Annotated in this window: 16 protein-coding genes and 3 tRNA genes; 9 read left to right on the top strand and 10 right to left on the bottom strand. The window is 47.5% G+C overall.

Features of this window, described 5'->3' with window-relative positions:
• Window positions 1–147 precede the first annotated feature (147 nt).
• The 6 genes from DWZ03_RS12870 to DWZ03_RS12895 form a co-directional block, all read right to left on the bottom strand.
• Window positions 148–2,541 carry a GumC family protein gene (locus tag DWZ03_RS12870; protein ID WP_008663076.1) on the bottom strand — a complete coding sequence of 798 codons (2,394 nt, stop codon included), beginning with the start codon at window positions 2,539–2,541 and terminating at the stop codon, window positions 148–150.
• Between the two features lie 16 nt (window positions 2,542–2,557).
• On the bottom strand, window positions 2,558–3,385 hold the full coding sequence (locus DWZ03_RS12875; RefSeq protein ID WP_044468649.1) for a polysaccharide biosynthesis/export family protein: 828 nt from the start codon (window positions 3,383–3,385) through the stop codon (window positions 2,558–2,560).
• Between the two features lie 38 nt (window positions 3,386–3,423).
• Window positions 3,424–4,827, bottom strand: coding sequence for an undecaprenyl-phosphate glucose phosphotransferase (locus tag DWZ03_RS12880; protein ID WP_057253254.1), 1,404 nt, complete (start codon window positions 4,825–4,827; stop codon window positions 3,424–3,426).
• A gap of 503 nt (window positions 4,828–5,330) precedes the next feature.
• Complete coding sequence (locus DWZ03_RS12885; RefSeq protein ID WP_008663082.1) at window positions 5,331–6,257, bottom strand: tyrosine-type recombinase/integrase; 927 nt, start codon at window positions 6,255–6,257, stop codon at window positions 5,331–5,333.
• A gap of 144 nt (window positions 6,258–6,401) precedes the next feature.
• Window positions 6,402–6,986, bottom strand: a complete 585-nt coding sequence (locus DWZ03_RS12890) for a Crp/Fnr family transcriptional regulator (protein ID WP_005828036.1) — start codon at window positions 6,984–6,986, stop codon at window positions 6,402–6,404.
• A 54-nt stretch (window positions 6,987–7,040) separates the two neighbouring features.
• Entirely contained in the window at window positions 7,041–8,384 is a 1,344-nt protein-coding gene (locus tag DWZ03_RS12895; protein ID WP_005836251.1) for an MATE family efflux transporter, read from the bottom strand.
• A gap of 227 nt (window positions 8,385–8,611) precedes the next feature.
• Here DWZ03_RS12895 and DWZ03_RS12900 point away from each other — a divergent pair.
• From DWZ03_RS12900 to DWZ03_RS12940, 9 genes are all read left to right on the top strand, one after another.
• Window positions 8,612–8,701: transfer RNA gene (locus DWZ03_RS12900), tRNA-Ser, on the top strand.
• 3 nt (window positions 8,702–8,704) lie between these two features.
• Window positions 8,705–8,777: transfer RNA gene (locus DWZ03_RS12905), tRNA-Lys, on the top strand.
• A gap of 15 nt (window positions 8,778–8,792) precedes the next feature.
• Window positions 8,793–8,864, top strand: a tRNA-Glu gene (locus DWZ03_RS12910).
• Between the two features lie 99 nt (window positions 8,865–8,963).
• Window positions 8,964–9,377 (top strand): hypothetical protein, encoded by a 414-nt coding sequence (locus tag DWZ03_RS12915; protein WP_005828038.1) that lies wholly within the window; start codon window positions 8,964–8,966, stop codon window positions 9,375–9,377.
• Between the two features lie 95 nt (window positions 9,378–9,472).
• Complete coding sequence (locus DWZ03_RS12920) at window positions 9,473–10,120, top strand: DedA family protein (RefSeq protein ID WP_120130242.1); 648 nt, start codon at window positions 9,473–9,475, stop codon at window positions 10,118–10,120.
• A 28-nt stretch (window positions 10,121–10,148) separates the two neighbouring features.
• Window positions 10,149–10,796, top strand: a complete 648-nt coding sequence (locus DWZ03_RS12925) for a DUF47 domain-containing protein (RefSeq protein ID WP_005828040.1) — start codon at window positions 10,149–10,151, stop codon at window positions 10,794–10,796.
• A gap of 12 nt (window positions 10,797–10,808) precedes the next feature.
• On the top strand, window positions 10,809–11,822 hold the full coding sequence (locus DWZ03_RS12930) for an inorganic phosphate transporter (protein ID WP_005828041.1): 1,014 nt from the start codon (window positions 10,809–10,811) through the stop codon (window positions 11,820–11,822).
• Window positions 11,823–11,915: 93 nt separating this feature from the next.
• Window positions 11,916–13,586, top strand: coding sequence for a putative transporter (locus tag DWZ03_RS12935; protein WP_005828042.1), 1,671 nt, complete (start codon window positions 11,916–11,918; stop codon window positions 13,584–13,586).
• A gap of 54 nt (window positions 13,587–13,640) precedes the next feature.
• Complete coding sequence (locus DWZ03_RS12940; RefSeq protein ID WP_120130243.1) at window positions 13,641–15,629, top strand: fructose-1,6-bisphosphatase; 1,989 nt, start codon at window positions 13,641–13,643, stop codon at window positions 15,627–15,629.
• 1 nt (window position 15,630) lies between these two features.
• Here DWZ03_RS12940 and DWZ03_RS12945 read toward each other — a convergent pair whose 3' ends face one another.
• The 4 genes from DWZ03_RS12945 to DWZ03_RS12960 form a co-directional block, all read right to left on the bottom strand.
• Complete coding sequence (locus DWZ03_RS12945; RefSeq protein ID WP_008663090.1) at window positions 15,631–16,917, bottom strand: LA_2272 family surface repeat-containing protein; 1,287 nt, start codon at window positions 16,915–16,917, stop codon at window positions 15,631–15,633.
• A gap of 8 nt (window positions 16,918–16,925) precedes the next feature.
• The gene (locus DWZ03_RS12950) at window positions 16,926–18,473 is read right to left on the bottom strand and encodes a sulfatase (RefSeq protein WP_005828045.1); all 1,548 of its coding nucleotides are present in this window, start codon (window positions 18,471–18,473) and stop codon (window positions 16,926–16,928) included.
• A 55-nt stretch (window positions 18,474–18,528) separates the two neighbouring features.
• Window positions 18,529–20,187, bottom strand: coding sequence for a long-chain fatty acid--CoA ligase (locus DWZ03_RS12955; RefSeq protein ID WP_005828046.1), 1,659 nt, complete (start codon window positions 20,185–20,187; stop codon window positions 18,529–18,531).
• 100 nt (window positions 20,188–20,287) lie between these two features.
• The gene (locus tag DWZ03_RS12960) at window positions 20,288–22,702 is read right to left on the bottom strand and encodes a TonB-dependent receptor (RefSeq protein ID WP_120130244.1); all 2,415 of its coding nucleotides are present in this window, start codon (window positions 22,700–22,702) and stop codon (window positions 20,288–20,290) included.
• Window positions 22,703–22,719 lie beyond the last annotated feature (17 nt).

Raw genomic sequence — 22,719 nt, forward strand, 5'->3', positions numbered from 1 at the left:
CTATGGTTCATAAATAGTTGAGGTTCGGGCGCGCTACGCGGTCGCCTGTCACATTGGAGGGGCGGGGTTAATTAAAAATTAGAAATTAGAAATTAAAAATTAGACACTCGATTATTTACTCTCAACTCTTAATAGCTAGTCGCTAACTCAACTGTATCCGTATTTCTTACCGTAGCCGTAATACTTTCCGTATTTACCATAGCCGTAGTAATAACCGTATTTTTTCTTCTTCATATCGATTCCGTTGACTACTGTGCATAAGTTGGGGAGACGATGATGCTCCTGAAGCTCGTTGATGAGCTGGTAATCGGTCTTATGCGTATAATCTGCACGACAGACGTAGATGCTGGCGTCCGCTACGCGCGAAAGGATGAGCGTGTCGGTCACCATGCCGATAGGGGCTGTATCCAGTACGATATAGTCATATTCTTTGCGTAATGTACTGATGGTGTCTTCCAGTGACTGGCGTGCCAGTAGTTCCGTAGGATTGGGTGGGATGGGACCGCCCAATAGCAGGTCGAGGTTGGAAGTTATGCCGGAAGGCTGTATCAGCGCATGAAGGTCTGTGGATTTGGGGGCGGCAAGGTATTGGGTGATTCCTTTTTCTTTGTGTGAAAGATGGAACAACTTGTTCAATCCCGGTTTGCGTATATCCAATCCTACCAGAATGACCTTTTTGCCGAGCAGCGCCAGACTGAGGGCGAGGTTGGAAGCTATGAAAGTCTTGCCTTCACCGCTTATGGTGGAGGTAACCAGGACGACTTTCTTATCCGGATCGCCCATCATGAAGAGCAGGTTGGTGCGCAGGCTGCGGAAGGTTTCCGTCATGATGTCGTTGTCGTTTTCGCGTACGGCAATGGCAGACTCTTCATGCTTGTTTGAACCGGTAAGGGGGATGTCACCGATAATGGGAACCTTTGTGAGCTTTTCCACATCGGTATGCCCTTCAATGCGGAAACGGAGCAGGTTCAATAGGAAAATGATGCCCAAGGGAATGCCGATGCCGATGACAAAGGCAATCATATAGATTTTTTTGCCTTGGGGAGAAACGATGCCGGCAGGCATGGGCTCTTCGATAATGCGTCCATTGTTGGCGGTTGCAGCCAGTGTGATGGCGTTTTCCTCGCGTTTCTGCAGCAGCATGATGTAGAGGGTGGCCTTGATTTCCTGCTGGCGTGCGATACTCATGAACTCCTGCTCCTGCTTGGGGGCGTTGCTGATGCGGCTTTCGTACTTGCGCGACTGTCGGTCGATGTTGCTCCGGGTGATTTGCAGGCCTTTCAAAACACTGTTTACGGTGGTTTTCACATTGTGGCGCATGGCCTCGATCCCCGTGTTCAGATTGATGATGGCGGGATTGCTTTCGGAGGAGGTACGTAGCAGGCGCTTACGCTCCACGATGAGATTGTTGTACTTGTCTATGGCGGAGGTCAGGTTCATGTCGCTCAGTCCTACGTTGGCAGGGATGATCTCGTCGTTGTTTGCAGGATTGTTGATGTAGTCGCGCAGATAGTTCACGAGGTTGATTTGGGTGGCGTTCTCTGCATATTGCTGTTCGTACTTGGAACTTTCCTGAAGGGCAAGCTGCGCGTCGCTGCTGATGTCGGTCAGTCCGGCGCGTTGCTTGAATTCCGCCAGTTCGGTTTCTGTGGTGCCCAGTTCGTGGTTGATGATGCTGATACGTTCCTCGATGAAGTCGGCGCTTTTCTGGGCCACTTCATTCTTTTCGGTGTTGGTGTCCTGATTATAGAGTATTATCAGTTCTTGGGTGAAATCGGAGGCTCGTTGTATATGGGTGTTTTGTACACTGATGGTGGCAATGGTACTGGTATTGGATATGGGGGCTACGGTCAGACCTGCCCTATAGCCTGCTGCTGCGGCAGTGGGGGTACTGATGATAGCCTTCAGATTGACGGGCTCTTGCGGAGCAGGCAATGAATCATTGTGCGAAATGGTGATGACACCTACCGGGAGTGGTAGAATGGCAGGTAGTTCGTCGAAAGATTTGGTCGTTTCTTGCTTGTCTCCGTTTTGTATATAAAAGGCTGTGACAGTCAGTTGGCCGGTAGGGGAGTATATCAGTTCCAGCCGAATGTTCCCTTCCAGTTTGTCAGCTTCCTCGGCGGTCATGAACACATCAAGAGGGGAGTTTTTGTAAAGTGGAACATCGTAGCCGAAAGATTGTTCGATGGCGATGTTGGTATAAAGGTTCAGACGTGACACGACTTTCTTGATGAGTGTCCTTGATTTCAGAATTTCCAGCTCATTGTCAAAGTTGCTGGTCATGGAAAGCATACCAAAATCCTGCATGGCAGACAGTGCATTGTTGGTACTTTTCTTGTCGTCTTCTTTAATTAGGATAGAAGATGACACTTCGTAGACGGGTATTTGGTAACGGAGATAAGCAAAGGCCAAGCCAGTGCATATCAATACGCTTGCCACAAACCAGGGCCAATGAATGATGTATTTGAAAAAGAGGGCTTGGAAATCTGTTTTTTCCTCTTTTTCGTTTAAAAGGTCATCGTATAAATCTTCTTTCATTTTTTGAGGATTAAAATTATCTTACAATGTTGACAATCAGACTTGCGAGTGAAACAAGGGAAGTAATCACAGAAACCCAGATAGTGGTACTGTTGCTGACGCTTGCACTCTTTGCCTTGGTTTTATTTGGAGCTATATAAAGGATATCATTCTGCTGCATGTAGTAGTAGGGAGAATGAAGAATATTCTGCTCGTTCAAGTTTAGGCTGATGACATTTCGCTGGCCGTTACAGTCTTCGCGGATGAGCTTGACGTTGTTTCGTATACCGTAAATGGTCATGTCGCCTGCCATGGCAAGCGCCTCGAAAATATTCACTTTCTCATTATTGATAGTGAAAGTTCCGGGACTGTTCACTTCACCGAGGACAGAAATTTTGTAGTTGGACATACGTACAGTGACAATAGGTATTTCTTTGAGATAAGGACGAAGCTGTTCACGGATAAGGTTCTCGGCTGCATTTTTAGTTAAGCCCCCTACTTTCAGTCTGCCTATCACGGGGAAGTCTATCTCACCTGCATTGTCTACGAGATATTGTTGCAGAGCTGGTTGCGATGTAGTGCTGGCATTGGATTGTGCTATATTATTATAGGTCTGCATGGTCAGGTTGAACGGTGCGGCAGCTTGCGGATCAGTGGTGTTTATGGTGATATTCAGCAAGTCTTTAGGTTGGATATGCGCATCGTAGAGGGTATCCTGCTGGTTGACTTCATTGATGACGATTTCCTTATAACTCTTATCTGTAAGTGATTTGTAACTTTGTAGATAAGGTACTTTTTTGTAAGATTGGCAGCTTGCCAATGTAATTGCCGCCATCAAGATGGCTATACTTTTCTTGTTTTTCATTACTGCTCCTTTTAATTTTTGATTTTCAATTTTAATTCTCAATACGCTTCTTTCTCGCCTTGAATGGCGTTTCTGATTGTCTTGTATATAATGTATAAATCCAATAGAAAAGTCCAGTGTTCCAGATACCATACATCGCGCTGTACACGTCCTTCCATTTGCCAGAGTTCTTTGGTCTCACCACGGTAGCCGGTGACTTGGGCCCAACCGGTGATGCCGGGCTTTACCAGATGTCTGACCATATATTTGTCGATAAGGCGTGAATATTCTTCAGTGTGTTTCAGCATATGGGGGCGTGGCCCTACAACGGACATTTGCCCCAGTAACACATTGAAAAATTGGGGAAGTTCGTCAATGCTGGCTTTACGGATGAAATCTCCGATTTTTGTTTTGCGCGGGTCATTGGCGGTGGCTTGTAGTTCGTCACTGTCTATGTTGACACGCATCGAACGGAATTTGTAACACCAGAATTCATTTCCATTCTCTCCGCTTCGTTTTTGTTTGAAGAAGATAGGACCGGGGGAGGATAGCTTGATAGCGGTACCTATGATGATGTAGACGAAGGGGAATACTGTACACAGAAAAACGAGGGAGAAAAAGAGGTCGAAGGCTCTTTTCAGTAGGCGATTTTCCATTTGTGCCAAAGGTTCCTCGCGGATAGTGAGTACGGGGATATTGCCAAACATCTCGAAGTGCATGCGACGATGCAGGTAATTGCGAATATTAGGTACACTATAGAAACGAATCAAGTGATTTTCGCAATAATTGATGATTGGAAGTATTTCATGGCTACGTGCAGAAGGCAAGCAGCAATAGACTTGTTCTATATGGTGTTGCTGTAAATAAGTGACAACTTCTTTAGGCTGCCCTAAATAGGGGACATCTTCGGGAAAATCATCAGAAGGTACATCACAGAAATAGCCGGTAATGCGGAAGCCCGTGGTGGGATCTCCGGTCATTTCTTGATAGAGTTCTGTCATGTTTTTGTTACTGCCGATTAAAATGACGGTACGTGAGTTACCTCCATGTTCTCGATATTTTTTCAGTAAATACCGGAAAAGAAGGCGATATATAGCGAGGCAGATAAAGAAAATACTATAAAAGCATGTAAAAAAACGGAGTGAACTGGTACCTATATCTGCTAAAGTAGCCAAGCTGATGAACAGCGTGGCGTGAAAAGTTGTATTACGGAGAGCCCGACGTACAATGCGTTCCGGACGTACAATACGTTCATGCAGTACGACGCCATTGGAGTAATTGCAAAGTAGATAGACTAGATTCAATAATACCAATAGCTGGGACAATGAATGTGTAAATTCATTGCCCAGTGTTTGGTAGTCAAAAATGTGATATAGCGAGATGAAAATGATGTTCAGTAAGCATAAGTCACCAAAGATAATGACGAACTTAATCACTTTATTGAAATGGAGAACTTGTTTCATAATTCACACTAATTCAATAGCTTTTTTCTTTCTCAATGGTATTGAAAGAGAAAAAACTGTTCATTCTTGTTTGTTTAATAATTCTCTTACTTACAAGGTAAGAGGTGGTATTTTATTTGGAGAATAATCTTATAAACCAGCCATTAAAAGGTATTTTACATTAAAAGACTATATATGTAATTAAAATGTAAAACGATATTTTATCTCATAATTAAATTTAATTTTTGAATTCAAAATGGGGACTTTTATGTAAATATATAAGACTGAAATACAAGTGGCTGCAATGTGTCTTATATCTATATATGAGATAAATATGAATTAAAAAATAAATCTATTTTTTTGCGATTGTAGTAATCTTTTTCATATCTTTGCAGCCACAAAACATATTCTCTTACCTTGTAAGTAAGAGAGTATTGGTATCCATTACCTTGTAAGTAAGAGAATAAAATTGGATAATAAAAGTACTCCTATACAAATAGGAATACTTTTACAAATTCTAGTTTTTAGGGTTTTTTCTTTTTGTTTGGATGGATTGTTGCAATCACTTTTTTATTTGCTTTACTCATCGCATTGTTGTCAAAAGAAGCAAGGTAAACGTGAGTTACCTTTTCAGAAGTATGTCCTAAGCTTTCACTAATCACAGAAATGGCCACTCCTTCGTCTTTGGCAGTGGTGGCCCAGCTATGGCGGGCTACATAAGATGTTAATGGAATGCTTAACCGTAACATCTTCGAAAGTGTGTGTAAATGTTGGTTGTAGAGCCGTAAAGCACTTTTGTATTGTCTGTAACCATCTTCCCCGGTTAGTGATAATATCGGTAGCAAATAGGGGGAAGAGGCGGCTTCGTTTTTATACCTATTTATAATCTGTGCGGCATACGACTCTATATGTACGGACAATTGCTGACGGGTCTTATGGCGGTAATAATAAATGGTATTGTGCTTGACATCCGTTTTGCGGAGATGTACAAGGTCTACGAACGGAATGCCTCGTAAGTAAAAACTTAACAGAAACATGTCGCGGCTGAAACGCAAGGCAGGCTTCTTCTCCAAATCGAGATTTACCAAGCGCCGGATTAGTAAAGGGGAGATGGCCCGTTTGGCGGTAGGCTCATAGCCGGTGAATACATAGGCGAACAAATCGTCTATACTGTGTGTGAATGGAATGCCTTGTTCGGCAGCCTGGTGAGAGATGGAACGGAGCATACGCATATAGGTGGATATGGTATTATGGCGCCGCCCTTCACCGAGCAGCCGGTCTTCGTATTGCTTGATGAGGCTGGGGGTGAGATCTGCAAAAGTGATGGAACGGTGGCCGATGAAGCGGAAAAAGCTGTTCACTGTACTGGTATATATACCGGATGTACTGTATCGTCCGGCTTGTTTTGTCCGCTGTATCAGGGAAGCGGAAAAATTATGTATAGTATTCATAATCTGAATTTTAATATTTTAAATACATATAAAACAACCTTGAGCATGAAATGATTGTATGGCAATCAATGCACGCTTAGGGGAGAAATGGTAAAATTTCTATATAAATTCAGATATGTATTCTCCGGGCAGACAGGAGGAGGGTTACAGTATGCCCGAACGTACCCGACTCAGTGTTTCGGGGGTCATCAGCAGATAGGACGCAATGTGCGACAAGGGAGCCCGCTTGATGACTTCGGGCTGATGTTCCATGAGCTGGTTATAGCGCTCGCGTGCAGTCTCAAACCGCCAGGAGTCAGCCTTTATCTGTGAAACAATCAGGGAATATTCCAGAATCTTCCGATAGAACATGTTTATTTCCCATGAGATTTCGGTAAGTGTCAGCAGCTTGTTGTATGGCAGCAGGTATACGACACTCGGTTCGAGTGCCTCAATCATGAGGTGGGTGGGTTCCTGCTTCAAGGTACTTTCTATGCAGATGATGATGCAGCCTTCATAGGAAAAGTGTTCGGTGACGTCTTTACCGTTTTTATAATAGAATTGGCGCAACATGCCTTTTCCTACAAATACGATATTATGGCTTATCTGCCCTTCATTGAGTAATAATGCGCCCTTTTCTACTTCCTTGCGAATGAGGATTTCCTCTATCAACCTTCTTCCCTCGGGAGCCATGCCTGGATAGCGGGAGTTGATAGCGGCATCTACGGTTTCTTTCAATAGTGCATCCATAAAGCCATAATTTGTTTGTTCGAGGGGCAAAGATAAGGTTTTTACGAGAAAAAATCAGCTCCGTATGAAACTTTTGTTTACCCATTTCATGCCATACCAGCGGCGGACGAAAATGAAGCCGCGGATATTCTCGTCCAACAGGAAGGCTACCCACATGCCGCAGATACCCCAGCCGAAGGGGAAGCCGAAAAGGTATCCCACACCTACAGCTACACTCCACTGCACCACCAACCCTACGTAGAAGGGGTAGTTGACATCTCCTGCCGCACGAAGGGCGTTGGTGGCGAAGATGTTGATGGGGCGGCCTATTTCGAGGAGTACATCTATGATAAGGATGGTGGCACCCATACGTATGATGTCGGGGTTGGACGTGAGCCAGCCAAAGATGGCATGCCCCGAAAGGGCGAGGATGCAGGACAGCATGACGGTAATCATGACGGATTTCTTCATGACGTATTTTCCCATAAGGAAGGCTGCGTGAGGTTTCTTCTCGCCTATCAGATGCCCGATACAGATGGCGCCGCCTTGTGCCATGGAGATGCTGAACAGATAAGCGAACATGATGATGTTGACACAATAGGTACGGGTGGCGAGCGCTTCCACTCCCAGCATGTTGATGAAGTAGGTGATGACGACTTGCGACGAGCTGTACGACAATTGTTCGCCGGCAGAGGGCAGGCCTACCTTCATCAGGTTCTTTAGTTCTATCCACGGAAAAGGGCGGAAGTATGCCGGCGGGAAACGGTGGATGTGCTTGCGGAACAGTATGACGAACAGTATAATCATGGAGACACCCCGGCTGAAGGCTGTGGAGATGGCGGCGCCTTCCACGCCCAGTTCCGGAAAGCCGAAGCGGCCGAAGATGAGGGAGTAGTTGCCGATGATATTGAGGATATTGACTACGACGGTGACCATCATCGGGTAGATGGCCTTGTTGGCACTGCGCAGGGAGGCGGAGAGGGTGAGGGATAGTGCCTGGAAGAAGGCGAAAGCGCCTACGATACGCATATAGTCCATGCCGTCCTGCATCAGTTCAGCGGTGAGCCCCATCAGCCGGAGGATGGGATGGGCGCAGGAGAACAGTACCAGGCTGACCGTGATACCTACCGCCAGGTTGACGAGGATGGATACGCCGACTACTTGCACTACTTTCTTGTGTAGTTTCGCACCGAGATACTGGGAACACAGAACGGACGTTCCGAGGTTGATGACTTCGAAAACGAGGAAAGTGAGCATGATAATTTGGTTGACTACCCCTACGGCGGCAACACTGTTGTCCGAGTGGCGGCTCAGCATGATGGTGTCCACCGCACCGAGCATCATGATGAGAAGTGTCTCTATAAAAATGGGGGCGGCCAGCTTGGCAAGCCGCTTTTTTAGGCTTTCTTGTTGTATCATTGTCCGTGTATGTGCACTATACTTTAAAAATCGCGCAAAGATAAGGAAAGGTTGAAAAGGACGGTTTGATATGTATCAAATTTTTTTTCTTGTTTTAGGGTTTGAGTGTTAACGTGTTATCTCAAATTGCATGAAAACTGTGAAAAAAATATGTAGGAAAGATTTGCACAGTCCAAAAGTTTGCCCTACATTTGCACCGCATTTGAAAAGAATGCTGGTTATAAAAAGGAAGTTTGGGTGAGTGGCTGAAACCACCAGTTTGCTAAACTGACGTACGGGTAACCGTACCGGGGGTTCGAATCCCCCAGCTTCCGCCAGATGCACTCTTAGCTCAGTTGGTAGAGCAACTGACTCTTAATCAGTGGGTCCAGGGTTCGAATCCCTGAGGGTGTACAAGACAAATGCGAGGGTGGGTTCATCTAACGGTTAGGATACATGCCTCTCACGCATGGTATACGAGTTCGATTCTCGTACCCACTACAAAAACAAGAAAGCGGTTGACTGATGAAACGGTTGACCGCTTTTTGTTTTTTATTTTTCTGTTGTAATCCGAAAATAGTTTCTATATTTGCACCCGCTATGGCGAAATGTATATTCTATATCTTGTTAGGGTTGTTCCTCATATCGAAGTTCACTTCCGTTTCTGATGATATGGAGGGATGTAAGACACTTCCTACTGCGGATGTGCATTATTTCTCCGGAGCCCAGCACAGCTTGTCGGGGGCAGATGGCAGACAATGCCAGGAAAAAGGGGAGGACGCGAATTATAATTGCCTGGCAGATGCCGGTTGCATAGGAAATACCTTCTCATTACGGCATGCCTCTTGCTCGAAATTGTTGAGGCTTAATCCGGACTTCATTGCCGCCAAGGTTGCGAGAACCCTGAAAACTCTGCTCCCGGAAGAAAAGACAACTTCTTTCCCCTTTACTTTCCATCCCCATAAGATTTCATATAGATATTATGTATATACGCTGAGGCGTATTCTTATTTAGTACTTTCCCTTCCTCTCTTTCGGGAGCCAGAGAGATTGCCCGTCTCCCCATGCCGAGTTTTTCTCTATTTTTTAAGTACTGATAATCAATATATAATGGATTTTCTATTAGATTTTATTCTCCATATCGATCAGTATATGATTGATATAGTGCAGGAATATCATATGTGGGCGTATGCCATATTGTTTCTGATTATTTTCTGCGAAACGGGGCTGGTGGTCACACCTTTCCTGCCGGGCGATTCCCTGCTTTTTGTGGCGGGAGCTATTGCCGCACTGCCCGACATGCCTCTCGAGGTCAATGTGCTGGCTTTGATATTGTTTGTTGCCGCGGTATTGGGCGACTCTTGCAACTACATGATAGGGCATTTCTTCGGGCAAAGGCTCTTCAATAATCCCGATTCCAGAATATTCAAGCAAAGCCATCTCGACAAGACCCATGAGTTCTATAAGAAGTATGGAGGCAAGACAATTATCATAGCCCGTTTTGTGCCTATCGTCCGTACGTTTGCGCCATTCGTGGCGGGGATGGGTAAGATGTATTACTATTACTTCATGCTGTACAACCTGATTGGGGGCACCTGCTGGATTGCCATCTTCTGTTATGCGGGTTATTTCTTCGGTGACCTTCCGTTTGTACAAGAGAACCTCAAACTGCTGATTGTGGCCATTATTGTGGTTTCCATACTGCCGGCCGTGGTAGAAGTGCTGCGTGCAAGACTGAAACAACGAAAACAAAAATAAATTAATATACTTAGTACATTTATCCATTATGAAGAATTCTTTTTTTAGCCGGTTCACACCGAAAGAACCGAAATTCTTTCCTTTGCTGAAGCAATTGTCTGAGATTTTATTGTCCTCGTCGGCTCTGTTGATAGAAATATTGGGCCATGACTCGCCTGAGAAGAGGGCGGAAGATTATAAACGAATCAAAGATTTGGAGCGCGAGGGCGATAAGCTGACCAATCTGATTCTGGATGAACTGGGCACTACTTTCATTACTCCTTTTGACCGGGAGGATATCCATGACCTGGCTTCGGGCATGGATGATGTGATTGATGGAATAAACAGCTGTGCCAAGCGTATCACTATCTATAATCCGCATCCTATTTCGGACAAGGGGAAAGAGCTGGGACATATGGTTCAACAAGAAGCGGCCCTCATCGGCCAGGCCATGGATGAACTGGAGGCATTCCGCAAGAGTCCGGATAAGCTGCGCGCATATTGCAACCAGCTGCATGACATAGAAAACCGGGCAGATGATATTTATGAATTTTTCATCACCAGGCTTTTTGAAGAAGAGAAGGACTGCATTGAACTCATCAAAATCAAGGAGATTATGTATGAGTTGGAAAAAACGACGGACGCAGCCGAACACGTGGGCAAGATTTTGAGGAGCCTGATTGTGAAATACGCATAAACGAACGGACGCATGGAACTATTAGTGATTATCATTGTACTGGCTCTGATATTCGATTATATCAACGGTTTTCATGATGCGGCCAATTCTATTGCCACCATTGTGTCTACCAAAGTGCTTACACCGTTTCAGGCGGTGATATGGGCGGCTTTCTTCAATTTTGTGGCCTTTTTCATCGCCAAGTGTGTCATCGGCGGTTTCGGCATTGCCAACACCGTATCGAAAACGGTGATGGAGCCTTACATTACTTTGCCTATCATTCTGGCCGGCGTGATTGCGGCTATTGCCTGGAATCTGTTCACTTGGTGGAAGGGAATCCCTTCCTCTTCTTCGCACACGCTTATCGGAGGTTTTGCCGGAGCTGCCATCATGGCACACGGTTTTGAGGCCATCCAGTTGAGTATCATTCTGAAGATTGCGGCATTCATTTTTCTGGCTCCCTTGATTGGTATGGTGGTGGCATTCGGTTTTACGTTGTTGGTCTTGTACATTTGTCGCAGGGCGCATCCCCATACGGCCGAGGTGTGGTTCAAGAAACTGCAGCTGGTGTCTTCGGCTTTGTTCAGCATCGGGCACGGTCTGAATGATTCACAGAAGGTAATGGGTATCATTGCTGCGGCTATGATAGCCGGACATTCGGAAGGACTGGGAATGGGGATAAACAGTATTGATGACCTGCCGGACTGGGTGGCATTCTCTTGTTTTACGGCCATTTCACTCGGTACCATGTCCGGCGGGTGGAAGATTGTGAAGACCATGGGGACTAAGATTACGAAGGTGACGCCACTGGAAGGGGTGATTGCGGAAACTGCCGGTGCGTTTACGCTTTATCTGACGGAGTATCTGAAGATTCCGGTAAGTACGACACACACCATTACGGGAGCTATTATCGGAGTAGGGGCCACGAAGCGGCTTTCGGCTGTGCGTTGGGGAGTTACGAAGAGTCTGATGACCGCTTGGGTGCTGACTATCCCCGTCAGTGCTTTGCTGGCAGCAGGGATTTATTGTATCGTATCCCTTTTTTAGAAGTGCTGCCGCATAAAAAATAGACGGGTTCGTTTTATTTTGCATGAGGTTTGCACTATCTTTGCAGCCTGAAACTGTAAAATAGAATGCACATTGGACTGGCTATATAGTTTATTCGTCGAGCACTCCGCCTTGCAGGCGGTTGTGGTACTCTCACTGATTTCCGCTATCGGATTGGGATTGGGGAAGATACATGTTTGCGGCATTTCATTGGGAGTGACGTTTGTATTCTTTGCCGGCATCATTGCCGGGCATTTCGGGTTGTCCATAGACCCGCAGATGCTGAATTATGCGGAAAGCTTCGGGCTGGTGATATTTGTGTATGCTTTGGGTTTGCAGGTGGGACCGGGCTTTTTCAGCTCTTTCCGTAAAGGAGGGGTACAACTGAATATGCTCGCCACGGGTGTAGTGCTTATCGGCACCCTGCTGACTGTACTGGGCAGCTATGGGTTGGGAGTATCCCTGCCGGATATGGTGGGCATACTTTGCGGTGCCACGACAAACACACCGGCACTCGGTGCGGCACAGCAGACATTGAAACAGATGGGATTGGAGTCCAGTACCCCTGCTTTGGGGTGTGCGGTGGCATATCCGCTGGGGGTGGTAGGGGTCATTCTGGCCGTACTGTTCATCCGTAAGACGCTGGCGCATAAGGAAGACCTGGAATTGAAAGAGAAGGATGACGTGAACAAGCCTTACATTGTTGCGTTCCAGGTGCACAATCCTGCCATCTTCAACAAGAGTATCAAGGAAATAGGCGGGCTGAACAGCTATCCGAAGTTCGTGATTTCCCGCTTGTGGCGGGATGGGAATGTGAGTATTCCTACCTCGGAAAAGATTATAAAGGAAGGTGACCGCCTGCTGGTGATTACCTCGGAGAAAAATACGCCGGCTCTGACTGTGCTTTTCGGCGAGCAGGAGCATACTGACTGGAACAAGGAAGATATAGACTGGAATGCCATAGACAGCCAGCTGATTTCGCAACGTATCGTGGTGACGCGCCCGGAGTTGAACGGCAAGAAGCTGGGTTCTCTCCATCTGCGTAATCATTACGGTATCAATATCAGCCGGGTTTATCGTAGCGGCGTGCAGCTGCTGGCCACAGCGGAACTGACCTTGCAATTGGGTGACCGCCTGACCGTAGTGGGCGAAGCCGCTGCCATACAAAATGTGGAGAAGGTGCTGGGCAATGCTGTGAAAAGCCTGAAGGAACCGAACTTGGTGGCGGTATTTATCGGCATTGTCATCGGTCTGGCTTTGGGAGCAATTCCTATTTCCATTCCCGGCATCAGCGCTCCCGTGCGGCTCGGATTGGCAGGAGGCCCTATCATCGTAGGTATTCTTATCGGGACATTCGGTCCGAGGATGCACATGGTGACTTATACTACGCGCAGTGCGAACCTGATGCTCCGTGCATTGGGATTGTCTCTTTACCTGGCTTGCCTGGGACTGGATGCAGGTGCCCATTTCTTCGATACGGTATTCCGGCCGGAAGGGCTGTTATGGATTGCTACGGGTTTTGCGTTGACTGTGGTTCCGGTATTGATTATGGGTATCGTTACCTTCAAGTGGCTGAAGATAGATTTCGGAACAATGGCGGGTATGCTGTGCGGAAGCATGGCAAACCCCATGGCGCTGAACTACGCCAACGACACCATTCCGGGAGACAATCCGTCTGTAGCTTATGCTACGGTTTATCCGCTGTGCATGTTTCTACGGGTAATTATAGCCCAAGTGCTGCTCATGTTCTTCATTAATGGATAATGAAGAATGAGGGATATTATCAACTGTCAATTATCAACTATCAATTAAATAACTATGGGAAATATAACTCCGGAAAGTATTGTCAATGACTTGCGTTATTTGCAATTATTATCACGCAGTTTTCCTACCATTGCTGATGCCAGTACAGAAATCATCAATCTGGAGGCTATTCTGAATCTGCCGAAAGGTACAGAGCATTTTCTGACGGATATTCATGGCGAGTATGAGGCTTTTCAGCATGTGCTGAAGAATGCATCGGGGGCAGTGAAACGTAAGGTGAACGAAATATTCGGGCATACACTGCGCGAAAGTGAGAAGAAGGAAATCTGTACGTTAATTTATTATCCGGAAGAGAAGCTGCAACTTATCAAGGAGCAGGAAACGGACCTGGAAGACTGGTATTTGATAACACTGAACCAGTTGGTAAAAGTATGCCAGAACGTTTCGTCCAAATATACCCGTTCGAAAGTACGCAAGGCACTTCCAACAGAGTTCTCGTATATCATTCAAGAGCTGTTGCACGAATCGAGCATCGAACCTAACAAACATGCCTATATCAATGTCATAATCAGTACCATTATCTCTACGAAGCGTGCGGATGATTTTATTGTGGCGATGTGCAACCTTATCCAGCGCTTGACCATCGACTCGCTGCATATCGTGGGCGATATATACGACCGCGGACCGGGTGCGCATATTATCATGGATACTCTCTGTGATTATCATAATTTCGACATCCAATGGGGTAACCACGATATTCTGTGGATGGGTGCCGCATCGGGTAATGATGCTTGTATAGCCAACGTAATCCGTATGTCGATGCGCTATGCCAATTTAGCAACGCTGGAGGATGGTTATGGCATCAATCTGTTGCCGCTTGCAACGTTTGCCATGGATACCTATGCGGATGACCCTTGCACCATCTTTGCGCCGAAAATGAACTTTGCCGATGCGGAATACAATGAGAAGACCTTGCGGCTGATTACACAGATGCACAAGGCGATTACGGTTATCCAGTTGAAACTGGAGGCGGAAATCATCAGCCGCCGTCCTGAGTTCGGTATGGAGAACCGGAAACTGCTGCATCTGGTGGATTTCGAGCGTGGTGTGTTTGTATACGAAGGCAAGGAATATCCGTTGCGCGATGTGAATTTCCCCACCGTAGACCCGGCGGACCCGTATCGTCTGTCGGACGAAGAGCGCGAACTGATGCACCGGATTCATTCTTCTTTCATGAACAGCGAGAAGATGAAGAAGCACATGCGCTGCTTGTTTACGTATGGCGGCATGTATCTGGTGTGCAACAGTAACCTGCTTTATCATGCTTCCGTGCCTCTGAATGCGGACGGCAGTTTTAAACATGTCCGCATCGGCCAAAAGGAATACTGGGGACGTAAGTTGCTGAAAAAGACCGACCAGCTGATACGTACCGCTTACTTTGACGAGGACGGTTCGGACGAGAAACAGTTTGCACTGGATTATGTCTGGTACATGTGGTGCGGACCGGATGCCCCTTCCTTCGATAAAGACAAGATGGCTACCTTTGAACGCTATTTTGTGGCCGACAAAACATTGCATAAGGAGACGAAAGGGCATTACTATGCTTTGCGCAACGAGGCTGAGGTGTGTGACCGCATTCTTGATGAGTTCGGCGTGAAGCCGGGGCCACATTCGCATATCATCAACGGACATGTACCGGTAAAGACCATTAAAGGTGAGAAACCCATCAAAGCGGATGGTAAGCTGCTGGTGATTGACGGTGGTTTTTCAAAAGCCTATCAGCCGGAAACGGGAATTGCGGGATATACGCTGGTATATCATTCCCACGGCTTGCAGTTGGTGCAGCATGAGCCGTTCCAGAGCCGTCAGAAAGCCATTGAAGAAGGACAAGACATCAAGTCTACAACCCTGGTTGTCGAATTCAATTCGCAGCGTATGATGGTGAAGGATACGGATAAAGGAAGTGAACTCGTTACGCAGATTCAGGATTTGATGAAACTGCTGGTGGCGTATAGGACGGGGCTGATTAAGGAGAAACAATAATTTATAATTTCAGTATCGTTACCCCGCCCTCTACAATGATGCCTTTGTCATAGGTTTTCCCTTGGGTGTAGTAGCGGCTGCCGCCATAACCGCCGGTGAGGAATATGCCAAAGCGCTCGGTCAGGTGGTATTCCAGATTGACACGTGCCTGGAGGGCATAGAGACGTGCCGGAATGCCGTAGTCCTTGTTCTTGAAGGTTTCTATATGTTGGTATCCCAGATCTCCGCTGATGAACAGCTGTTTGTAGAGCGGTAATTCAAGACCGGCACGGTAGAAGAGGGCAGCGGAAAACTTATCGCCAAAATCCAGATAATGGGTACCGCCACCGAGGATGGTATAGAAGAGCCGGTTCTTGAAACGGGCACCTACATTCAGCTTGGTGGCATTACCACCGAAAAACATCAGTTGAACTTTTGTTTGGGGATTGGCATTGACTAATCCCAACTGGAAACCATCTAATTTTTCTTTGTAGTAGTTGAATAGACCTATTTGAAGCCCTTTGGCACGTATGGCCATATTGGCAGCGCCTATTTGTAATCCTCGGGCTGTACCACCCACCACATTGCCCAGGCCGGAAACCTGAACACCGGTCATATCTCCGGCGGTGATGTTGGTAAGGGCGGACATCTGCATGCCATTCAAGTCTTCACCGATTACACTTAGCAGGCCGGCCCCTGAAAATCCTTTGAAATTTCCACCGGAAATATTGGCGAGTCCGGCAAAGTGTATGCCGGAAGCACCTTCTCCGCTGATATTCAACAGGCCGCCTATGGAGGCGCCACGATTATAGTCCCCACTGATGTTTGCCAGACCGGAAATGATGACGCCTTGCGCATGGTTTCCGGTGATACCTACTAGTCCCGAAACGGATACTCCGATAAGGTTGTTGCCATTGATGTTGGTAATTCCTGCTATCTGCATGCCTCGCATGCTTCCCCCCACCATATTTGACAGACCTGCCATCTGTACACCGTTCACATCCCTGCCGGTTACACTGCCAAGAATATTCATGCCGAGGCCATTCAGACGGTTCATGGAGGAGAACACACCCAGATTGAAGCAGGTGCTTCCTATGGTATCAGTCCGCTGTGTGGAGATGTTTTTCCATAAGGAGATATTGATACCTACTGGGCCATGGTCTGTTCGTGGAGAGCGTTGTTTCCGGAAAGATTTCTCGGAGGATTTCTGAATCGTATCCGGCTGTACGCTGCCCGGATTATGTTCTTGGGCAAGAGCTGTCCCTGCAAAAAGCAGGGACACAAGGAGGAGGGAAAGGTTTCGTTTCATACTTTTTTCTATATTTCGTCCGGCCAGGGAGCTGGTTGGCGGGTGGCACGCAACAGAGGGCGCTGCGCATCCACAGACCGGAGGTAATTACTTAATTTCCGTGACAACTCTTTGACAACTTCAGGCTTCTCTCGGGCCATATCATGTTTTTCACTGATGTCGGCGGGGATGTTGAAAAGTTCCCGTCTACCGTCACCGAAATAATACACCAGCTTCCACTCGCCCGAACGGATGGAGCAAGTGGCTCCGATGCCCGGGCCGGAAGGACCCCAGCTATTGGGATAATGCCAGTAGATATCACGGTCTTTCATTTTACCTTTTCCGGTGAGCAATGGCATGAAACTGATGCCGTCGCGTTGCTGTACGGTTGTATAGTTGTCTACGCCTGCCATCTCAAGGATGGTGGGGAAGAAGTCCTCTATCATCAGGTAATGGTCGCATTGGGTTTGGGGCGCTACGATGCCCGGCCAGCGGACAATCATCGGTTCACGTATGCCTCCTTCGTAGGCGGAACCTTTACCACTGTTGAGCGGATAGTTCTGGACATGCAGTTGTCCGGCGCGGGTATGGGCCGCCAAACCGCCATTGTCGGACATGAAGATGAGGATAGTGTTTTCCGTCAGGTTGTTCTTGTCCAGATAATCCATAATGTCTCCCAGACTTTTGTCCATACCCTCAATGAGAGTAGCATAGGCGGCTTCTACCGGAGGAAGGCCTTTGTCCAGGTACTTCTGGTAGAAACGCATGTCAGGTTGTATAGGGGTATGGATGGCATAGTGTGCCATGTACAGAAAGAATGGCTTGTCAGTCTGCTGTGCATCGTCCAGGGCCTTCATGGCCTCTATGGTAAGGGCTTCACTTAGGAAAGTGTCGGTTCCATGATATTTCTCCAGACCGGGTACGGCAGCCAGCGGGCTTTTACCGTCTGTTTTGTTGCCGAAATTCTCCTTGCCATAGTAGCTGGCAGGTGAACCGGCAGCATGTCCGGCTATGTTCACTTCAAACCCCATTTTCAACGGGTCGGCTCCGGGAGTGCCTTCAGCACCGAAGTGGGCTTTTCCGCAATGAATGGTGTGATAGCCATGGTCTTTGAGCACTTCGGCCAGGGAGGTGACTTGTGTGGTCCGTTCCACGCCAGGCTCTTGACAAATGCCGTTAACGTTCCATTCCGGATAAATCATGACCGAGTCGGGTTGTTCATGGGTAGTGTTCTTGCGGAGGGTCCAACTGGTGACTCGATGCCTGGCAGCATTCATTCCCGTAAAAAGGCTGACACGCGTAGGTGAACTGATGCTGCATGCATAGGCCTGCGTAAACATTTTGCCTTGTGTAGCCATCCGTTCCATGTTGGGAGTATGGTACGTATCGTTGTACTTGGTACGCTGTGTCCAAAAGGGGAGGGACGTGTCTTGCCATCCCATGTCATCCACTAGGAACAGAATGATGTTTGGCTGCTCTTTTGGAGCAGGTACGGCATCCCCAGGCGGCATGCCATACGCTTCTCCCGCCATTCCGCATATCGGAAGCATGGCGGATAATAATAATTCGTTTCTCATTTAGATAATAATTTAGAAAGGGTTAGATAGGTTGTAGTTTAATTGTTTTTTTACATTATCCTTTGGCCTCCTGATACAAGAAGCGTTTGATAGATTTCTTCGGCGTTTTTTCAAATTCTTCAGGATAGATTTTCATTTTGAATATCTGGCTGTATGCGGGCAGTTCTGCATTCAGTGCCACACGGTTTTCCTCCATGACGCGTTCGATGTCGTCATTGTTCAGCCCATGGGCAAAGGCATCATCGAAGTCGGGGTAAACCAGACCTACCAGTTTCTCATTCTGCTGCACGATGATGCTTTCGGCTACATACGGCATATTGTTCAGTTTGTCTTCTATCTCTTCCGGGTAGATATTCTGACCGCTCGGACCAAGGAGCATGTTCTTGCTGCGTCCCTTGATGCTTACGTTGCCTTCGGCATCCATCAGGGCAAGGTCTCCGGTGTGCAGCCAGCCGTCTTTGTCGAGTACCTGTACGGTGGCCTCGTCGTTCTTGTAGTAACCCAGCATGACATTGGGACCACGGCAGACAATCTCTCCCGGAATGTTTTCGGGATCGGATGATAGGATTTTCACCTCCATACGCGGTGCGGCCTTTCCGCAAGAACCGGGTTTGAAGCGGGTCCAATCCTCGTAACAGATGATGGGACCGCATTCCGTCATTCCATAGCCTACCGTATAGGGGAAATCTATCATCTTTAAGAACTGCTCCACTTCCTGGTTGAAGGCAGCTCCTCCTACAATGATTTCTGCAAAGTTTCCGCCAAAGGCTTGAATCATTTGTTCGCGTACGGTCGCCTTTATCTTGTCATTGATGATGGGTACTTTCAGCAACAACTTCATGGCGGGAGTTTCCAGCTTGGGCAGTACGCTCTTCTTTATAATCTTTTCGATAATGAGCGGAACAGCCACAATCAGGTTAGGCTTCACTTCGGTGAAAGCCTGGAAAATGATTTTGGGGCTGGGCATACGAGTGAGGAAGAATATGTGGCAACCTACGGCGAATTCATACAGAAACTCGAATGCAAGTCCGTACATATGTGCCATTGGCAGCATGGAGACAATCTTGTCACCGGCTTTCAGCGGCAATACTTCGAAAGCAAAAGTGGTGTTTGACCAAAGGCTGCGGTAGGGCAGCATCACTCCTTTGGAGTAACTGGTGGTGCCGGATGTATAGTTGATGACCGCCAGTTCGTCGGGCTGGTCCTTGTGATAACTGACATGCTCCTTGCGGAAGTTCTTGGGGTATTTCTTACCGAACATTTCGTTGAGATGTTCGCGGGCATAGTCCAACTTTTCGCTGCGGGAGACAAGAATGTAGAAGTCTGCCATCATCATGATGCCCTCCAGCAGCGGCATGGCACTTTCGTTGAGGTTTTCCCAAACCTGGTCGCCTACGAAAAGCAGTTTGGCTTCGGAATGGTTCACGATGTTGTGTACATTGTCTGCCTTGAACTCGTGAAGGATGGGGACGATTACCGCACCGTAGGTCAATGTTGCGAGGAACGTTACGCCCCAGTGGGAACTGTTGCGGCCACAGACGGCAATCTTATCGCCTTTCTTGATGCCGCTTGCCTCGAAAATGATATGCAGCTTTTCTATTTTGCGGGCTACGTCCTTATATTGTAGGGTTGCTCCCTTATAGTCGGTCAGAGCGTCTAAATCCCAATTTTCCTTTATGCTATTCTCTATATAGGCGATAAAACTTTGTTCCATGATATTAATTGCACATTTGGTTGAAAATTGTGCAAATATAAGGGTTTATATATAGAAAGCAAACTTTTATAGGGAAAATAGTTTTTATGGCGGCTATTTGCTAAAACTCGACAGTTATACCTAAAGTAGGCAGGATAGTGCCGCTTTCCTGCTTGAGGTATTTCATTTTATAGCGCTGTTCGGCAACAGGAGCAGACGGATTTTCGATGATGCCCGTACTCATTATCACATCCGGTTGCTTCAGTTTGTTGCCGGTGATATTCTGTATGTCCAGATAGATTCCTATCATGCAGTGATGGAAGTAGAAGGACTTGTCCACACGCAAGTCTAACTGGGCAAAGTTGGGAAGTCGCCCGGTATTATAGTACGCATAGTCGTAGTAGGGCTGTCCTTTGGCATCCCATGCTTCTACGAGTGATGATTTGTCTTCATCATAGGGAGTGTAGGGGCTGCCGCCTATATAGCTTAGCTTGCCTCCTATGCTCCAGCGCCGGGGCAGGTTGTATGTACCGCTCATGTTGAGTATGAAACGGTTGTCCCAGGTGGATGGAATGAAGTCTCCATCTGGACGGTTGCAGTATTCGCTGCGGTATAAGGTGAAGGAGGATACGAGATTGAACTTGCCGGATGCCTGCCAGCGGAACATGGTTTCCAGTCCGTAGGCCCTGCCGCTGGCTGTAGGGGCGAGTGCTTCGTTGCCGGTGACACCGTAATCGTTTCCTTTGCATGCCAACGGAATGTTGTCTTGAAGGGAAAGTGGCATACGGCTGTAACGCTTGAAGAAACCTTCTGCAGAAACCATGAACCGGTCTTGCAGGTGCCAGTCCACACCGAGGCTGCTTTCAAAGACCTGCATGTACTTCAGGTTTTTGTTGAGATATTGCCCTTCATTGTCTTTATATCCCAAAGCGGTGTAGGGAGGCAATTGGTGGTAGAGGCCGGTACTTCCGCTCAGGGTCCATTGTTCCGAGAGTTTGTAGGATGCAGAGAGGCGTGGGGAGAACTGTTTCCATAGCTGCCGCATCTTTCGGTTGTAAGTGTTGCCATCCATACGGATACCGGCAGAAAGGGCCAGACGCTTGTCGGCGGTGGTATAGTTGGAAGAGAAGAAAGCCCCCCAGCCGAAGATGTTGAGTGAGGTTTCGTAGATGGAAAGCGTACCCGAATGACTGCCGTATAGTCTTTGCCTGCTGTGGTTTGTATAGATGGAGTTGTTCAGTTCTGCTCCTTCTTTTAGGGTCCATGCTCCCAAGCGCGTTTGGTTTTCGAAACGCAGGGTGGTCTTTTGTTCTGTGGAGCGTAGGCGCAGGGTCAGGTTGTCTTCGGAAGAGTCATCGTTGTTGCGGTATTTCAGATTGCGGTTGTTCAGGTAGTTATGGCTCAGTATAAGGGATTGTACGTGCCTTCCATTGTAGTGTCTGTAAGAGGCTCCGAGAGTGAATGTTTCCTGATGGATAGTGGGGAGATAGCTGAGCAGATATTCGGCATCTTCTCCTTTTTCATCGGTATTCAGTTTCATCTTGTCAATGCCTGCAAGACCAAGCAGGGTCAGCTCGCTGTGCTCGTTGAAACGGGTTTTTGTTTTGAATTGTCCGTCAATGAAATTGGGCAGGAAGGGCAGTCCCAAAGCCTTGAACAAAAGTTGCAGGTAGGACTGGCGTGCGGAGAACAGATAAGTGGTGCGCTGCCCCAGATGGCCTGCTCCGCTGAGCGAGACTTCCGATGCGCCGATGGTGGCTTTGAACGCCTGCTTGTCCGGATTTCCGTCCTTGAGGCGGAAGTCGAGGACGGAACTCAAGGCTCCGGAGCGGTTGGCGGGGAAGGCGCCCGTATAAAATGTAATCTCGCGTATCAGGTCGGCATTGACAATACTTACCGGTCCTCCGGATGCACCCTGAGTGGCAAAGTGGTTGATGTTGGGGATTTCGATGCCATCCATATAAAAGCGGTTTTCGGAAGGAGAACCGCCCCGAACAATCAAGTCGTTGCGATAGCCGATGGGAGAGAAAGAGACGCCGGGATAGGAGCGTACGATGCGCGAAACATCCCGGTTGGCTCCGGGACTTTTCTCTATTTCCTGCAAGCCGATGATACGCATGCTGACCGGGCTTTCGATACTTCGCCGGAAGGGGGAAGGCACCACCACTACTGTGTTCAGCAGATTGGCATCCTCTTCCATCTCTATCTCGATGAACGGGGTTGAGGCTGAAACGATATATTCGGGGGTGGAAACAGTCTGGTATCCTATGCAGGATGCCTCAAGGCTATAGATGCCCGGAGGTACCTGCTCTATCTTGAATGTGCCGAGTGAATCGGTGGATGCCCCTTTCCCGGGGATGCCGGCAACGAAAACGTTGGCGTAGGCCACGGGTTGTCTGGACTGTCTGTCGATGACTTTGCCGCGAACGGAATAGGTCACGGGAGCTATCATGGCATTCATGGTTGGGCTGATACCTGATAAAAGTATCAGCAATATAAACAATACAGTTCCCACCTTGTACCGTATGGCATTCATGGCTAATCAGACGTCAC

The sequence above is a fragment of the Bacteroides sp. AF29-11 genome (assembly GCF_003602895.1).
GTDB classification, from domain to species: domain Bacteria; phylum Bacteroidota; class Bacteroidia; order Bacteroidales; family Bacteroidaceae; genus Bacteroides; species Bacteroides uniformis.

What these genes read in the sequence shown, in the direction of transcription:
- DWZ03_RS12870 (WP_008663076.1), bottom strand. Translation starts at nt 2,541, where the DNA reads ATGAAAGAAGATTTATACGATGACCTTTTAAACGAAAAAGAGGAAAAA.
- DWZ03_RS12875 (WP_044468649.1), bottom strand. Translation starts at nt 3,385, where the DNA reads ATGAAAAACAAGAAAAGTATAGCCATCTTGATGGCGGCAATTACATTG.
- DWZ03_RS12880 (WP_057253254.1), bottom strand. Translation starts at nt 4,827, where the DNA reads ATGAAACAAGTTCTCCATTTCAATAAAGTGATTAAGTTCGTCATTATC.
- DWZ03_RS12885 (WP_008663082.1), bottom strand. Translation starts at nt 6,257, where the DNA reads ATGAATACTATACATAATTTTTCCGCTTCCCTGATACAGCGGACAAAA.
- DWZ03_RS12890 (WP_005828036.1), bottom strand. Translation starts at nt 6,986, where the DNA reads ATGGATGCACTATTGAAAGAAACCGTAGATGCCGCTATCAACTCCCGC.
- DWZ03_RS12895 (WP_005836251.1), bottom strand. Translation starts at nt 8,384, where the DNA reads ATGATACAACAAGAAAGCCTAAAAAAGCGGCTTGCCAAGCTGGCCGCC.
- DWZ03_RS12915 (WP_005828038.1), top strand. Translation starts at nt 8,964, where the DNA reads ATGGCGAAATGTATATTCTATATCTTGTTAGGGTTGTTCCTCATATCG.
- DWZ03_RS12920 (WP_120130242.1), top strand. Translation starts at nt 9,473, where the DNA reads ATGGATTTTCTATTAGATTTTATTCTCCATATCGATCAGTATATGATT.
- DWZ03_RS12925 (WP_005828040.1), top strand. Translation starts at nt 10,149, where the DNA reads ATGAAGAATTCTTTTTTTAGCCGGTTCACACCGAAAGAACCGAAATTC.
- DWZ03_RS12930 (WP_005828041.1), top strand. Translation starts at nt 10,809, where the DNA reads ATGGAACTATTAGTGATTATCATTGTACTGGCTCTGATATTCGATTAT.
- DWZ03_RS12940 (WP_120130243.1), top strand. Translation starts at nt 13,641, where the DNA reads ATGGGAAATATAACTCCGGAAAGTATTGTCAATGACTTGCGTTATTTG.
- DWZ03_RS12945 (WP_008663090.1), bottom strand. Translation starts at nt 16,917, where the DNA reads ATGAAACGAAACCTTTCCCTCCTCCTTGTGTCCCTGCTTTTTGCAGGG.
- DWZ03_RS12950 (WP_005828045.1), bottom strand. Translation starts at nt 18,473, where the DNA reads ATGAGAAACGAATTATTATTATCCGCCATGCTTCCGATATGCGGAATG.
- DWZ03_RS12955 (WP_005828046.1), bottom strand. Translation starts at nt 20,187, where the DNA reads ATGGAACAAAGTTTTATCGCCTATATAGAGAATAGCATAAAGGAAAAT.
- DWZ03_RS12960 (WP_120130244.1), bottom strand. Translation starts at nt 22,702, where the DNA reads ATGAATGCCATACGGTACAAGGTGGGAACTGTATTGTTTATATTGCTG.